This window comes from Halococcus morrhuae DSM 1307 (genome assembly GCF_000336695.1).
GTDB classification, from domain to species: Archaea; Halobacteriota; Halobacteria; order Halobacteriales; family Halococcaceae; genus Halococcus; species Halococcus morrhuae.
Genome location: NZ_AOMC01000105.1, coordinates 1 through 15,036 on the forward strand (window position 1 = coordinate 1; position 15,036 = coordinate 15,036).

General features: G+C 60.2%; 13 protein-coding genes and 1 pseudogene. 6 read left to right on the forward strand and 8 right to left on the reverse strand.

The annotated features are described in order from the left end of the window. The 3 genes and pseudogenes from C448_RS07875 to C448_RS07885 form a co-directional block, all read right to left on the reverse strand. Positions 1–247, reverse strand: a pseudogene (locus C448_RS07875) (IS701 family transposase); the annotation flags it as partial. Positions 248–364: 117 nt separating this feature from the next. Further along, on the reverse strand, positions 365–673 hold the full coding sequence (locus C448_RS07880) for a universal stress protein (protein ID WP_239640548.1): 309 nt from the start codon (positions 671–673) through the stop codon (positions 365–367). A gap of 209 nt (positions 674–882) precedes the next feature. Beyond that, on the reverse strand, positions 883–2,250 hold the full coding sequence (locus C448_RS07885) for a uracil-xanthine permease family protein (RefSeq protein ID WP_004053621.1): 1,368 nt from the start codon (positions 2,248–2,250) through the stop codon (positions 883–885). Between the two features lie 333 nt (positions 2,251–2,583). Between C448_RS07885 and C448_RS07890 the strand changes: the two genes are divergently transcribed. After that, complete coding sequence (locus C448_RS07890; protein WP_004053624.1) at positions 2,584–3,201, forward strand: class I SAM-dependent methyltransferase; 618 nt, start codon at positions 2,584–2,586, stop codon at positions 3,199–3,201. A 102-nt stretch (positions 3,202–3,303) separates the two neighbouring features. On the opposite strand, the gene C448_RS07895 is transcribed toward C448_RS07890, so the two are convergent. From C448_RS07895 to C448_RS07910, 4 genes are all read right to left on the reverse strand, one after another. Then, the gene (locus tag C448_RS07895; RefSeq protein WP_080503176.1) at positions 3,304–4,152 is read right to left on the reverse strand and encodes an amidohydrolase family protein; all 849 of its coding nucleotides are present in this window, start codon (positions 4,150–4,152) and stop codon (positions 3,304–3,306) included. A 701-nt stretch (positions 4,153–4,853) separates the two neighbouring features. Then, positions 4,854–5,105 carry a hypothetical protein gene (locus C448_RS07900; RefSeq protein ID WP_004053629.1) on the reverse strand — a complete coding sequence of 84 codons (252 nt, stop codon included), beginning with the start codon at positions 5,103–5,105 and terminating at the stop codon, positions 4,854–4,856. 388 nt (positions 5,106–5,493) lie between these two features. Further along, on the reverse strand, positions 5,494–6,684 hold the full coding sequence (locus C448_RS07905; RefSeq protein ID WP_004053631.1) for an ISH3 family transposase: 1,191 nt from the start codon (positions 6,682–6,684) through the stop codon (positions 5,494–5,496). 119 nt (positions 6,685–6,803) lie between these two features. Next, positions 6,804–7,064, reverse strand: coding sequence for a MarR family transcriptional regulator (locus C448_RS07910; RefSeq protein ID WP_004053633.1), 261 nt, complete (start codon positions 7,062–7,064; stop codon positions 6,804–6,806). A 614-nt stretch (positions 7,065–7,678) separates the two neighbouring features. Here C448_RS07910 and C448_RS07915 point away from each other — a divergent pair. Continuing rightward, positions 7,679–8,989, forward strand: a complete 1,311-nt coding sequence (locus C448_RS07915; RefSeq protein ID WP_049916176.1) for an IS200/IS605 family transposase — start codon at positions 7,679–7,681, stop codon at positions 8,987–8,989. Positions 8,990–9,453: 464 nt separating this feature from the next. On the opposite strand, the gene C448_RS07920 is transcribed toward C448_RS07915, so the two are convergent. Further along, complete coding sequence (locus C448_RS07920; protein ID WP_004053638.1) at positions 9,454–10,581, reverse strand: glycosyltransferase; 1,128 nt, start codon at positions 10,579–10,581, stop codon at positions 9,454–9,456. A gap of 73 nt (positions 10,582–10,654) precedes the next feature. On the opposite strand from C448_RS07920, the gene C448_RS07925 reads away from it, so the two are divergent. The 4 genes from C448_RS07925 (at position 10,655) to C448_RS07940 (ending at position 14,950) form a co-directional block, all read left to right on the forward strand. Further along, positions 10,655–12,640: an aldo/keto reductase gene (locus C448_RS07925; protein WP_004053640.1), complete on the forward strand. Its 1,986-nt coding sequence runs from the start codon at positions 10,655–10,657 to the stop codon at positions 12,638–12,640. 113 nt (positions 12,641–12,753) lie between these two features. Then, positions 12,754–13,548 (forward strand): GTP cyclohydrolase IIa, encoded by a 795-nt coding sequence (locus C448_RS07930; RefSeq protein ID WP_049916177.1) that lies wholly within the window; start codon positions 12,754–12,756, stop codon positions 13,546–13,548. Beyond that, entirely contained in the window at positions 13,548–14,549 is a 1,002-nt protein-coding gene (locus tag C448_RS07935) for a zinc-dependent alcohol dehydrogenase (RefSeq protein WP_004053644.1), read from the forward strand. The genes C448_RS07930 and C448_RS07935 overlap by 1 nt, the downstream gene beginning before the upstream one ends. Continuing rightward, entirely contained in the window at positions 14,546–14,950 is a 405-nt protein-coding gene (locus tag C448_RS07940; RefSeq protein WP_004053646.1) for a 6-pyruvoyl trahydropterin synthase family protein, read from the forward strand. The genes C448_RS07935 and C448_RS07940 overlap by 4 nt, the downstream gene beginning before the upstream one ends. The last annotated feature ends 86 nt before the right edge of the window (positions 14,951–15,036 follow it).

Below are 15,036 nucleotides of genomic sequence, written 5' to 3' on the forward strand. Positions count from 1 at the left end.
TCTGCAACTCTTCGAGGCGTTCGTGGTTTACCTGATCCTCGTCCCAATCGTACTCGGTGAGGAACTTGTTGACTGCTCGTTTGCCCTGTGAGGGAATGACCTCGCGTGCGATCCCAGCCACGGTCTTGTTGCTGGCGGCAACAAGACCTGTGGTGTAGGTTTTCGCGTGGTGCTGTTGCTCGGGCGACAGTGACTCGAACTCGTTGATTGGCTCCGTACACGACAGAAGATCTGTGATTGGCAGCATCGTCCGCTACCCTCGCCTACAACGCGGCGCTACTTAACGTGCAAAGCNTTGGCTCCGTACACGACAGAAGATCTGTGATTGGCAGCATCGTCCGCTACCCTCGCCTACAACGCGGCGCTACTTAACGTGCAAAGCTGAGTCACCAAGAGCACCGATGGCCTCGTACTCGACGTCGAGCCCATCGAACATCTCGATACCGATATCCTCGGCGAACAGCCGTGCGCCCTCACGGGCCCGCTTGCCGCCGTAGCCGACGTTTCGTTCGGGGATGTCGGCCATCGAGGTGGCGTACTCGCTGAACTGTTCCTCGGTCGTGACGTGGAGCAAGAACAGTTCGGCTCCAACGCCTTCGGCGAGCTCGCCGGCTTCTCGCACGAGTTCCTTCGTCGATTCGGTACCTTCGACGACCACGAGCGCTCGTTGCACGCTTTTCTTTGTGAAAGGCACGCTAATAAAGATGCTGACAGTCGCAATTTTTCAAAATCGATATTACACCACGTATGGACCTCTAATCGACGTTCTATGGTGACAGCGGCTATCTCACGACACTTAAAAAGAGGAATCGATTCGACTGTGTCACACTAGGGTGACAGCTGTGGGTCAGTGCATTCGAGAGCGCGAACAACGATGGCCAATCAGTCGTTGACCTCCGTGGCAGCGATGTCCTTTTCGGGCGACCCCTCGACGGAACTCAACTGCGGGAGGAGGACGTTGAGGATGAGCGCGGCGAACCCGCCCATGACGACGCCCGAGCCCATCAGCGGCTGGACCACTTCGGGGAGGTTCTGGACGAGTTCGGGGCGGAAGGTGACGCCCAGCCCAAGCGAAGCAGCGGCGGCGATGATCGTCGTGTTGCGCTGGGTGAGCGAGACCTCACGATGGATGATGTTGAGGCCGCTGGTGAAGATCTGTGCGAAGAGGATGAGCGTCCCGCCACCGAGGACGGGATCGGGTACCGTCGTGATGATCGCACCGATCTTCGGGATGAACCCACCGACGAGGAGGATCACACCGCCGATACCGACGATGAACCGGCTGGCGACGCCGGTGAAACTGATCAGACCGACGTTCTGTGCGAACGACGTGTTCGGGAACGCGCCGAAGATGGCCGCGACACCGCTCATGATGCCGTCACCGAGCAGCCCGCCACGGATCTGGCTGTTCGAAGCGTTCCGTCCCGTCTCGGAGACGATCGCCGAGATGTTGCCGATCGTCTCCATGGCAACGATGACGTACACGGCCGAGATGGCGATGATCGCCCCCGGATCGAACGCGATGCCGAACTTCAGCGGGACCGGGACCGCGAACCAGCCCGCATCCGCAACCGGTGCGAAATCGACCATGCCGAGGAACACCGCGACGACATAACCCAAGAGGATGCCGAAGAACACGCTCGCGATGCGGAGGATGCCACTGAAGAACTGGTTCAGTGCCAAGATTACCAGGAAGACGAGCGAGGCGACGCCGAGGTTCATCAGCGAGGCGTAGCCCGCCGCACCCGGGCCGGAGGACGCACCGGCGGCGTAGTCGATCCCCGTGGGGATGAGCGTCAGGCCGATGAGCATCACGACGACACCGTTGACCAGCGGTGGAAACAGTGGCTTGAACCGCTCGTAGTTCGCTCCGATGAAGGTCTGAAGGAGCGAGCCGACGAGTGCGGCACCGAATATCGTCGCCAGTCCGGCGTTGTCGGCGATGAGCTGCAGCGTGCCGAGGAACGCGAAGCTCGTCCCCATCATGATCGGGAGTTTCGCGCCGACGGGGCCGGCGGGATAAGCCTGGATCACGCTCGCGACGCCCGCGACGATGAGTGCCATCTGGACGAGGAACGTCGTCTCCCCGGTTGCGAGCCCGATCGCCGATGCCATGATGAGCGGCACCGCGATGTTCCCGAGCACCATCGCAAGCACGTGCTGGAACGCTAGTGGGATCGCCTCCCCGAGTGGAGGCTTTTCTTCGATGTCGTAGATGACGTTCGATTGGTCACCATCACCGTGGGCCATGATAAGTTACAACTCACCTGGCGATCGAATACACTTAATGATGTCGATCGAATTACATTACCTGATTAAATAATGAACTATATGAAATTTGCATGTTGTATTGGCTGTCTTCGATCTCTCCGAGTGGATTCCAGCCGCCAATCGTGGTGAAGAAAACACAGCGGTACGGAACCGCTTGGAGCCAATTTCCGGGACATGCCTAGCTCATCCGTTGATCACCAACCCGTCTCTGGTATCCAGGTCAATCGCTTTCGGAACGGATGTTCGCGCCGACCAGTGGATCCGCATGGCTGGCAAAGATGGAGTTTTACCTCTGGATTCCTGAGCATCCCTGTGGAACCGGATGATAACCATCGTGGCTGGGCCGAACGCTCAGGAGAATTTTCGCCGGCATACTACGCCCAGCTCGGCGCGAACAACGTCAGTGAGACTCTCGCTGCGACGTGTGACTACTACCTGTCTGAGGACGCCGCGATTCTCGAAATCGGCTGTAGCTCCGGTCGCCATCTCACCCGCCTTCGTGAGAACGGGTTCACCAACCTCACGGGTATCGACATCAACGACGAGTCGTTTGCCGTGATGGCCGATCAGTATCCCGAACTCGCTGCAACAGGCACGTTTCAAACAGGGCTGATCGAGGAGCTCGTTCCTGAGTACCCCGACGACGCCTTCGACCTCGTCTACTCGGTCGAAACTCTGCAGCATATTCAACCACAGAACACGTGGGTGTTCGAGGAGCTGGCTCGCATCACCGGCGGTCTGCTGATAACCGCTGAAAACGAGGGTAACGGCCCACAGCGTGGTCGAGCGGATGCAACCGTGAGCTACGTCAACGACGAGTTCCCACTTTATTTCCGGAACTGGAAGCGAATATTCTCTGATCTCGGGTGTGTCCAACTCTCGTGTGAACCGAGCGAGCGCGATACGATCCGTACGTTTCGGGCGTTGTGAGACGGTGTCTGCTTGGATTTCGAGGTCGATACTATCCCAACGACGGCAGGGAAATCCATTGCTCACTACTGGAGATTTCATCAAAAACGTCGATTCAGGCGACTACACCTCGCCGAGGAACTGCTCCGCCGCACCACGAAAGAGCGCTTCAAATGCCGTTTCCGAGAGATTCCGTTGAATCAATCCCTCGAACTCCCGCTCGTAGGCGTGTGGCATGTTCGGGAAGTCAGAACCATACATGATCCGGCCGGCGAGCTCCTCGAAGACGCCGTCATCGATGACGGCCGGATCGAACTCGACGTGACGATCGACGACCGTCGCCATCGCAAAGCTGGTATCGAGATAGACGTTCTCGTCGGCCCGGGCGATATCGAGGAACGCCTCGTGTTCGAAGGTTCCCATGTGTGCACAGCAGGCTCGCACCTCCGGAAACTGCTCGCGGAACTGTCGGAACCGTTCGATTCCGACGTGTGGACTGTCCCCGAACATCGGCGCGGTGCCAGCATGGTGGAGCACAGGTCGGTCGTACTCGACACAGAGTTCGTAGGCGGGATCCAAGCGCGGATCGTCCGGCGCCACCTCCTGGACGGGACACTGGAATTTTAGCCCCCGAGCACCGTTCTTGAAGGCTGCTTCGACGACCGCGTGGACATCGTCGGCGGGATGGACCGTCGCGAACGGAAGACACATCCTGGAACTTTTCGCTTCCTTGAGCAGCCAGTCGTTGAGCTCGGCGGCCATACCCGACTTATGGGCGTACGGTAGCGCGACGTACTGATCGATACCGGCCTCACGGAGAGCAGCCTCAAGCGCCGTTCTGTCCGTCGGATGATCGAACTCCCATCCTGCAGCATCGGTCAGTGCTTCGCGAATAGCAGCCATCAGCCGATCGGGCATCAGGTGTGCGTGTACGTCGATAGCGTCATCAACGGGAATAGTTATGTCTGACATTACCTCTCACTTCTTTACTGGTCGAGAAAAAGACTCCGTCAGTTCTCAGCCGATTTTCAGATCAGTATTAAATAGTTGATGCTAATATATGGCTGAGATCGTGGAATTTTCACGCTCGCATCGCATCATGCTGGCTCGCTCGCTTGCCAACCGACCATAAATTATTTACCATCACGATCTTTCAACTGAAACGCGGTTGCGTCCCGGAGTCAGACAGCAAACGTGGGGAATGGTCGTCATGTCTCTCCGTTCGCACGTATCCCCACGTTTTCGCGTTGATCGTACCTTAAGGAAGAGTTCAAGAACAGATCATTGAGGATCATATATTCGGTTGCCAATTATTCGACACCGAGCGGAACGAGGCTGAAGGGCGGGCGGGAATCGCGTAAATTTTGTCGTGCTACTGCCGGTTTCTCGATAGCAGCTGGCCGACTCCTGACCAATGCGTTTCGACGATCTGATGCGTGATCCGCTATCGCCGCTTTCGAACCGTAGTGACCGTGGTTGCTCCCCAGATATCGTTTCTCGGAGGCGTTCGGACGTGGCTCTCCCATCTGCTTGGCCACACGACTTCCCCAATACCTTACCCGCTTGGCGAACGAACCCTGCCTGTGCCTCCAGCAGACGCTTCCCAGCAATCACACGACGACTTTCAAAGCCATCCGTCGATCCCCTGTGATGCATGCGAGTCCGCCCTCAGCTCACAGCACGATCACTCGATTTCCTTTCTCCTTCTGGATCAGCTCACACTCCCCCTCGTTGGCTGTGACGACCATCTCGAGCAGTTCACCTCCATCTGTGGACTCACCACAGAGGATACCGCTGAACTCCTCTCGCACCGCCCGGCCGGCGGTATCAACTGCCCCAGCTGTCATTTCGTCCCGTACAATCCACAGCACCCTCTCATTCCGGTACAGAACGGCGCCGTTGCCGTCCTCGCGTGTCCGGACCACCAAGACGAGATCATCGAGCGATTTCGGACCGGCCTCGAGACACGACAGAAACTGACGGCGTCGACTGATACGCTCCAATAGATCCCAATTGCCCTGTCTACACGCTCTCGCCCCTTGATCTCACACGGCTTCTACGAACGCAATCAATGGATTCTCTCTACTGCAGGCTGATACTCGCTAGTTGTCCACTCTACCAGTCACGGTACGAGCAAGTGCGTAGAAATCGGCCAGACGTGAGGCGGAGTCCCAGTGTAGCATGTGCGAGAGGCACTCCACTGAAGAGAATCTGTCGAGCTACGGATCTCTCGTTGGTGATTCCGGGACAACTGTGCCCGTAGGAGATAGCTGTCGCTCCTCGCCAGCCTCGCTTCGATCGAAGCGAGGCGGCTCAGGCGAGTCCGTGATCGCATCCCGCCGGCAATCCCACCCCGTTCGTTCGATACTTCTCCTTCCACCCGAGTTCATCGTCTAACACTCGTTCGACTCCGTGGAGAAACCCATCACTGAACGTGAATTCCACCGGAAGTGCTCGCCCGCCACGTCGTGGCTGGGCGAGCACCGCCCACTGGAGCACGACCCACAACTGCTCTAACAGAAAGCCAACACCCACGTAGAACAACCGAATCGTCGTCGATGGCGTTGTTGTGAGGGCACGCGCTTCACGGAACTTCTCGTAGCTCTTCTCGATCCGTGACCGGTTGTCGTAGACTGTCGCGACCTGCGCTGGCGTGCGGTCTTCCAGACCGTACGCCGCGTATCCCGTCCGTTTCACACCGGACTTTCCTCGATCACCGTTCTGATAGGTCACGTTTACCGCCAGCGGGTACGTTTGTTCGTACTCCTTGCCTTCACAGATCGTCTCTTCGGTCATGTATGACGCGTTGACCGAAAGCTTCTCCCGGAGCGAGTCTTTCCCGGTCTTGACCGGAAAGACTGGCGGAGCCGTCTCACGAAGCACACCGATCAGTTCCCCGTTGAAGGCAGCTCTATCGATGAGAATCCGCTCGATCTCGAAGGGATAGGTCTCGACGCGGGCGAGCACGCGCTCGACCGCGTCGGCCTTGCTGTCCTCGCCAGCTACTGGCTCTACGGCGAGGGTCAGCGGCTTTCCCCGGGCGATGACGAACGCTGTACAATAGCGGTGGCACTTCGTTGTTCCGTCACGGGCTTGCATCCTCCTGAACTCGTCTTCGTCCTCCGGATGGCCGTGGAACGGGTTGTCCATGAAGTCGATACAGACGGTTCTCGACCCGCCACGGTCGAGAACCGTCATTGCGACCAACGCAAGAATATCGTTCACAGCGTCCAGTATGGCGGGTTTCTGGAGGGTATGGAGCCAGTCCATCACGGTCTCCCGGTTTGGCGTATCGCTGGTCTTCGTCGTGACCCCGTTGACCGATGTGGTTCCAACAGCGGCCCGAAGCACGACTTCCATGATTTCCTCGGGATCGAGGCCGGAGCCCTCGATCCCTTCCATCGGAATCAACTCCAGCATCTCCAGAGCAAGAGACTTCAACTGGGCGTTCGAAATGAACTCGTCCGGATCTGTGAGAACTTCCTTGAGTAAGGGTAGGTTCATCACTCACAAATCCGGATAGCGGGTGAATCAGGTCACTGATTCATCCGCTTCGTTCCTACAACGTATCAGCTACTGGGCTGTTGAGCCAGAGTGGACAACTAGCGATACTCGCTGGCGATTCAATCGTCACTTTGCTCGACCAGATCACCGTCGGATACAAGCTGGTAGCTGTTCTGTCGAGCGTCGTCGATGCAGATTCCCTTCTCAACCATATCGATACGTTCGAGCTGGTTGAGCGCGTTTCGCACCGTCCGACTCGAGAGATGCGACTGGCGGATGAGCTCTTTTTGCGTCAGTGGACCCTCGTATTCGAGCACTTTTACGACGAGTTTGGCGCTCGGCGCGAGACTGTCGATCTTCGCCGTCTCGGAGCTACCCATTGGTGATTCTACGATCAGCGGCGTGGTAAATCTATCGAAAATCCAATAACTTGGAAGCTGTATTATAAAATCATTTGACTAGTCGATCGCCCCTCGATATCGCTCTTCAGTTCGTTTTGGAAGCAAACTCATACTGCCATCCAAATCAATCGGTGACAGTACCAGATACCACTCTGCACGCCTGTCCGTTCCAGTACCGTGGTCGACCCAATCGTCATAACCGGTGCGACCGGAAGTACTGATCAACGACGACCGTCATCGTACAACAAACTCATGAACACGTTTAGCACACGAAGTGGGGATCACGTCGTTCTCAGGACCATCGATAGACCGGACGGTGACACGCAATCAAGCGGAAGCCCACGAGTTTACTCGTGGGTCTGAGCGGACGAATCGGAAGAAAACAACCGGCTATTGCTATGCCGGGTCTCAATCGTCCTCAAGCTCATCAGCCGCGAGAATCAACATCCCGCGCCATGTCAACCCGTGGTCGTCCTTCGCGCGAGAGAGTCGTTCGTACTCTGATTCGTCCGGTACTTCGATATTGATGTACTTCGACACACGTACTACGAGAATCCATAGGTTTATGTTAGTTCCGGTCGTAGAAGAATCCGGTGAGGCGGACCAACACGTTTGAGGTGGTTCCTATGTCCGAGACGGACGAGGAGCTACTTCGCCGCGTGATGGATGCGACCGCTTCGCTGTGGAACGAACTCACCTACGAACGCCGCCAACAGTTCTTCGACGGCGAAACGGTGTGGGAGACCGAGGACTACCGGAAGCGGTACATCGGAGTCCTCGGTTCCGCATCGGCCCAGCAAGCCATTCGGAAGAACGACCAAGCATGGAAAGGGTTCTTCAATTCAGACGAACCCGACAAAGGCTTGCCCGGCTACTGGGGCAACGAAGAAGACGGACGCGACCTCCGCTGGTACGGTCGGAACGACCAATACACGATTCAGTGGGGCGAACGTTCACGTCTCGAAATCCCCATCGGCAAAGGCCTCAAGGACGAGTACGATCTGACCGGGCGACTTCGTTTGGAAGTGCGCGGCGACCCACGGTGGGGCGGCGAACAGGGCCAGCTGGAGATACAGTACGACGAGCAACGCGACCAGTTCAGAGCCTATCAGCCGGTCGAGGTAGCGGATTCTCACCCCCGACTCGGAGCACCATTAGCCGACGAATCGGCTGCTCTGGATATCGGCGCAAACAACCTCGTCGCCTGTACGACCACGACTGGCAAACAATTCCTGTACGCCGGACGCGACCAATTCGAGCGGTTCCGGGCAACCACGCGAGAAATCGCCCGGTTACAATCAAAACTCCGCGAAGGCCGATACACGTCGAAGCGGATTCGTCGGTTGTATCGAAAGCGGATCAAGAGACGCGACCATATGCAGGATGCGCTTGCCCGCGACCTCATGGAACGCCTGTGCGACGAGGGTGTTTCAACGGTGTACGTGGGCGCGCTCACGGACGTTCTCGAAACGCACTGGTCGGTGCGAGCGAACGAAAAGACGCACAACTTCTGGGCGTTTCGTGCGTTCATCGACCGTCTCGAAACCACCGCCGAGGAGTTCGGTATCGAAGTAATCGAACGCACCGAAGCGTGGACCTCGCAGGAATGTCCTCGGTGTGGTTCGACGGAACGAACCACCCGACATCAGGACACGCTCACCTGCGAATGTGGGTTCGAGGGACACGCGGATTTGGTAGCGTCCAAAACGTTCCTTCAGCGACACGCGATGGTAGCAAGGCCGATGGCACGGCCCGTGCGATTCGAGTGGGACGCCCACGAATGGGCGGAGTCGTCACACTCTCACGAAAGTCCCAAAGAAGCGCGCACAAACCCGCAAGTTGCTTCCGGGGGGTGGGGCGCTAATGCCCGACGAGACCCCACCGGAGGAATCCCACGGCTTTAGCCGTGTGGAGGATGTCAAGTCTATCTCGGTGCGGGTATGACTGTCCATGTGGATTCTGGGGTAGTGAGAGTTGGAGCAGATACCACCGGTGAACTCGTTGCCGAATCGGATCGAGCGACGACGCTTGCTGCAGAGATACTTCAGAACGATCTACAGTTCCGGATCCACATCGAACCATCGAGTGGCATGAAGCGACGATCAGTCCTTGCGTGCTACGCTACCGGTGGCAACGCCGAGCGACTGCAGTGGGGTGGATTCTGGTGACGAGATCTGATGTCAATTATGTGATATGATACACTTGACTAGCTATCGACTCACCGAGGATGCTTGCCTGGCGCAACGATCAAACCCATTGCCGTAGACCTGTTTCCCGGGATTGGGGTACGGTCTCCTTAGTGGAAGGCAGCCGTGCCCCCTGAGTGGGATGGGCACCACTCCCAATCCGCTTGCTGTCCCCATCCCATCTAGCGATTCAACGCAGTCAGGGAGTCGTCGACGTATCGTCGGAGCGAGGTTTGAAACTGTTCCCGGGCGAACCGATCGGGCTGCAGCTCGGGTGGATCGTTGGCCGCCATCGCATTGGTAATGAGCGAGACGGCTTCATCGACCGAATCGAAGAGTCGGCCTTGACGATTCCCAAGTACGTCCTGTTGACCGCCACTTGCCGGGGCGAATGCGACCATTCCAGCAGCGACGTACTCGGCCACAACCATCCCGAAATGCTCGCCTTGCTTCATGTTCAGCCCGTACTTGTGAGTACATAGCAGCTGTTCGAGCCGATTGCGTGGGACGTCACGCTCCAGACTGACGTATGGTCGTTCGTTGGCCGCGGCGGCAACCCGTTCGGCGTAGCGTCGGTACGCTCGTGGTGCAGCCCCAACCACGTGGAGATGGAGATCGTATCCGTGATCACGGACCGCGTCGACCACTGCGATCACGTCGAGCAGCTGTTTGTCCGGCGCGAGCCGGCCGACCGCGACGAGTCCGTCTTCGCGCTGTTCCCACGCCAGCTCGCATGGGATCGGGTCGACAGGGGGATGGAGGACCGCTGGTCGGGTATTGTAAATATCGGCGACGACGTCCGCCGTCCACGAGGAGTTCGCGAGGAGCATGGTCTCCTCACGGGCGAGTTCGGAACTGCTGGGGCCCGCACGTCGGCTCCACAGTCGGTTCAGGCGACCGGAATCACCATCGGCGAGTCGATGGAGGTGAAACTGTGGGTAGTGGATATACTGCACCGATGGTATCGAAAGCGACAGTTCGTTGGCCGTACTCACCGCGAGATCGAATGCTGTGGCCGACGACCGGAAGAATCGCTCCAGGAGTACGCTCCGCAACGCGAGCTGTGGTCCGATCCACGGTGCGGCACCCGAGAGCGCGCCCGCAACTGCCGCTGCGCCCGGCGGCATTCGCACCCGAATATCAGAGAGCGCGACGTCGAACCGGTCGGCGAGCGTTGCGGGTGCCGTCTCCGAGACGGTGAACAGGGTGATATCGTGGTCTCGCTGGAGCGCCTCGCAGACGGTGAGACAGACGGCATCGGCTCCGCCATGGAAATCGAGCGTGTTGTGGAGGACGGCGATCCGAGCCATAGCGTGAATCGGTGGCGATCGATGATAGCTCCACGGCCTCCACGTTTTTGTCTCACCGTTCTGAAATCAGGGCATGCAGATCGTGTTCGTCGGCGCGGGAGCGGTTGCCGAGAAATACGCGACCGATCTCTCCGCGTCGCCGCTCGAACTGACTGCAGTGTGCGATCTCGACGAGCGACGGGCCGATCGGTTCGCGACGACCCACGGGCTCACCGCGTACACCGATCTCGATGAGCTTCTCGCGAACGAATCCGCACCGCTCGTCGTCAATCTCACGGGCCACGGGGCCCACGCGACGGTCACGGAGCGCTGTCTCGCGGCCGATCGCCACGTCTTCAGCGAGAAACCGCTCGCGCTCGATGCCGACGTGGCGATGGCCCTCGTCTCGACTGCCGAGCAGCGAGGGCTCGCGCTCGACTGTGCGCCGATCAACCATCGGTGTGATGCCCAGCGACACGCCCGATCGTTTCTCGGCGACGGCCGTCTCGGTCCGGTGCGACTGGGCTACGTCCACGCCCACGTCGGCCGCGTCCGGGAATGGCACGACGATCCCGACTCGTTTCTCGCCGTCGGCCCGTTGTACGACGGTGCCGTCTATCCACTCAATCTTCTCGTCGACTGGTTCGGGCCGGTCGAGCGCGTTCGCACCGCCGACGCGCTCGACGTGTGGTCCGATCGAGAATCGGAGTCCGTCGGCCGCCCCGCTCATATGGAGGCGACCATCGAGTTCGCGGGCGGGCCAGTGATCCGACTGTCGGCGAGTCGCTACGTGCCCCACTGGAGTCGTGAGTTCAACGGGCTCGAACTGCACGGCGATGATGGCTCGCTCTATCTCGCTGACAGCGGAGCGCTTGCAGCCGACGCGGAGAGTGTTTCAGTCGGTGCCGTCGGACGCGAGTACGTTACGGCCCCGCAGCCGCAACCGCGGCGCGAGCGCTCGTATCTCGACGGGCCCGAACGGCTCGCTGCCGCAGTCGAGCGCGGGGCACGGCCGACCGCCGGAAGTCGCCGCGCCGCACACGTCGTCGCGATCTGTAACGCAGTCGAGACGGCGGCCTCGTCGGGTGATCCGGCGTCGGTGGCCGATCATGGCGTCGAACATCACACGCCGGATGGTCCAGCGATCCGTCCTGCAGCCACCGACGGACGATCGACGTCAGCCGACAAGACTAGTCGCGACACGGCGATTCGGCTCCCTCCCATCGGTTTCGGCTGTTCACGCTACCGGGATGGCGAGTACGTCGACCGCATGGAGTCCATTGCAACCGCATACGATGCCGGCTATCGGCTGTTCGACTCCGCGGAGCTCTACGGCAACGAGGAACGGATCGGCGACCTCCTCGACGCTCCGGGGACACCCGACCGTGATGGGTTCTTCCTCGTGAGCAAGGCTTGGAACACCAACCACGAACATCTCGTCGAAGCGTGCGAGGGGAGTCTGGACGCACTCGGCGTGGATACGCTCGACTGCTACATGCTCCACTGGCCCGACGCGTGGACCTATCAGGGACCGCTCCGGAACCTCGCCGCGAAATCGCCAGCCGAACAGGAGGCACTGACGTTCCCGACCGATGACGACGGCACCCGAGCGACGGCGACTGTCCCTTTGTCCGAGACGTGGCGACGACTGGAGACCCTCGTGGACCGCGGCCACACGCGAACGCTCGGCCTCTGTAACGTCTCGCTCGACCAGCTGACGACGGTTATCGACGTGGCCCGCGTTCTGCCGGCGATCGTCCAGATCGAATCCCATCCCTACCAGCCACGAACTGCCCTCGTCAACGAATGTCACGAGCGCGGCATCAGGGTGATGGCCCACTCGCCGCTGTCCGCACCCGGCCTGCTCAGCGAACCGGAGCTTCTCGAGATCGCCGATGCGAACGGGGTCTCGCCGGCAGCGGTCGTGCTGGCGTGGCACGTCGAACGGGGCGTCGTCCCGATCCCGTCCAGCATCGACCCCCAGCACATCGTCGACAACCTCGCGGCTGCCCGATGCCGACTCACCGACGAGGAGATGGCGCGGATCGAGACGCTCGCGGATCCAGCGTTCGAGCGATAGCTATCGCAGCCACGAAACGATCCCACAGCCGACGACAATCACCGTTCGCACACCGTCTCCGTCCAAATATCCCCTTGCGGAAGAATGATTATCAATCCACCATTCAATAGGGCGTGAACAGTTCAGCGAACGAAGTGGTCCAGCTCTCGCTCGTCCAGATCGACGAGTACGGACCGTGGACGGTGACGCCCGAACCGCGGCGAGAAACCGATCTCCAGTCGCTCCAGGCCACACTGTACGCTGACTTCGCCGATTTCGTCGGCGAACGGGACGGCTATGCGTTCTACGGCCGGTTCGACAACATGTTCGCCGTGACGAACGGTATCGATACGGAGACGCATACGCGCTACCAACGCCGCGTCAGGAACCGCTCGCCCGTGACGGTGAGCATCGGCGTCGGCCGCGCATCGACACCCGCCGAAGCGCTCGGTCTCGCCAGCGAGCAGCTGCAGGCGGTCGGGAGCGCACAGGACGCCACCAGGCGCGAAGTGCTCGCCGCGGCATCGAACGATGTCGGCGACGCACCGACCGAGCGTGTCACGGTCGCTCATTTCGATATCGTCGACGCAACGGGCTCGCTCACCGATCGTCGGAACGCCGTCGATGCGGATCTGGCAGTCAAACGGGCGACGCTCGAACTCGCGACGTACCTCCGCGAGCACCACGACAGCGTCGCCCACTTCGTCGGTGGCGACAACGTCATCGCCGTCTGTCCCTCGCTCGACCCAACGGCCTTCGATGCGACCGTCGAGCACGTTCGGGAGACGACCGGCATCGACCTACAGGTCGGCATCGGCCGCGCAGCGACGGCTCACGAAGCCGGTGACGAGGCCAAACACGCACTGGAGGTGTGCAGAGAGACCGGGACGCGAATACAGGGCGTCGACGGGCTCGCGGCCGACGACTGATGGACCGATACTCGCTTCGTTTCACTGGCCCCCACGAAACCGAACGCAGGCAAACGACGTTCACGCCTGCCGACGACGAGGTCGTCGTCGAGACACGAGTTTCGGCCATCAACGCGGGCACCGAACTCCTCATCTACCGTGGGGACGTCCCGACCGACCGCCCGGCCGACGAGACGATCGATGCCTTGGACGGCGATCTCTCCTTTCCGCTTCGGTACGGCTACGCCGCGGTCGGCGAGGTGATCGAGGTCGGTATCGATGTCCCGAGCGACTGGACAGGTCGGACCGTCTTCGCGTTCAACCCCCACGAATCACGTTTCGCCGCGTCGCCCGACGACCTCGTACCGGTTCCCGAGGACGTGACACCGGAAGCGATGGCGATGCTCCCGGCGGTCGAGACCGCAACCTCGCTCGTTCTGGACGGCCGTCCCCGCATCGGCGAACGGGTGATCGTCTTCGGTGCGGGCGTTATCGGGCTCTGCACTATCGGCGTGCTCGCTTCGTTCCCCCTCGACCGACTCGTCGTGGTCGACCCACTCGCCGAGCGCCGCGAACACGCCCGACGGCTGGGTGCCGACGAAACCCTCTCGCCGGCGGATCTGTCGACCGCAGTCGGCATCGACGACGATGGCGCGGATCTCGTCTACGAACTCTCAGGGCAGCCGGACGCACTCGACGACGCCACCGACGTCACGGGATACGACAGTCGTGTCATCGTCGGCTCGTGGTACGGGACCAAGCCGACGACGCTCGATCTCGGCACCGATTTCCACCGCAACCACGTCACCATCGAGTCGAGTCAAGTGAGCACGCTGTCGCCCGCCACTCGCGGTCGCTGGACGAAAGCACGCCGGCTGGACACCGCACTCGATCGCCTTCGAGTGCTCGATGTCGCATCGCTCGTGAGCCATCGGATCCCGTTCATCGACGCCCCATCGGCGTACCGGCTGCTCGATGAGCGCACCGAACCGACGTTGCAGGTCCTCCTGACATACTCATGACCACAGCAATCGATCGGCCGTACGAACTTACGGTCACGCGCGAGTTCATCGCACAGCATTTCCTGACGGTACCGGATCCCGGACCCGAAGGCGAAATCCACAGCCACCAGTTCGTCGTCGAAGCGCGGTTTGCCGGTCCGTCGCTCGACGAGTACGGCTACCTCCTCGATATCGACGACGTGAATGCCGTTCTCGACGATCTCGAGGAGCGCTACCGGGATACGCTACTCAACGAGCTTCCGGAGTTCGAGGGGAGCAATCCAAGCGTCGAGCGGTTCGCCCGTCTGTTCGGCGACCGCGTCGAGACCGCTCTCGACGACCCGGCCTCGATGGAGCTCACCGTGCGCATCTGGGAGGACGAGTCGGCCTGGGCGAGCCATCGACGACTGCTCGACGATTGATGTCCTCGCACGCCCTAAAGGACGTGGAATCCCACACAGTGGGAACCCGACGAGCCGGGGAGGTTCCGGGACTCCGGGACCGACCC

Bases quoted from the DNA above. Each gene is read 5' to 3' on its own strand.
- C448_RS07925 (WP_004053640.1), top strand. From the start codon at position 10,655: ATGCAGATCGTGTTCGTCGGCGCGGGAGCGGTTGCCGAGAAATACGCG.
- C448_RS07885 (WP_004053621.1), bottom strand. From the start codon at position 2,250: ATGGCCCACGGTGATGGTGACCAATCGAACGTCATCTACGACATCGAA.
- C448_RS07935 (WP_004053644.1), top strand. From the start codon at position 13,548: ATGGACCGATACTCGCTTCGTTTCACTGGCCCCCACGAAACCGAACGC.
- C448_RS07905 (WP_004053631.1), bottom strand. From the start codon at position 6,684: ATGAACCTACCCTTACTCAAGGAAGTTCTCACAGATCCGGACGAGTTC.
- C448_RS07895 (WP_080503176.1), bottom strand. From the start codon at position 4,152: ATGTCAGACATAACTATTCCCGTTGATGACGCTATCGACGTACACGCA.
- C448_RS07920 (WP_004053638.1), bottom strand. From the start codon at position 10,581: ATGGCTCGGATCGCCGTCCTCCACAACACGCTCGATTTCCATGGCGGA.
- C448_RS07940 (WP_004053646.1), top strand. From the start codon at position 14,546: ATGACCACAGCAATCGATCGGCCGTACGAACTTACGGTCACGCGCGAG.
- C448_RS07910 (WP_004053633.1), bottom strand. From the start codon at position 7,064: ATGGGTAGCTCCGAGACGGCGAAGATCGACAGTCTCGCGCCGAGCGCC.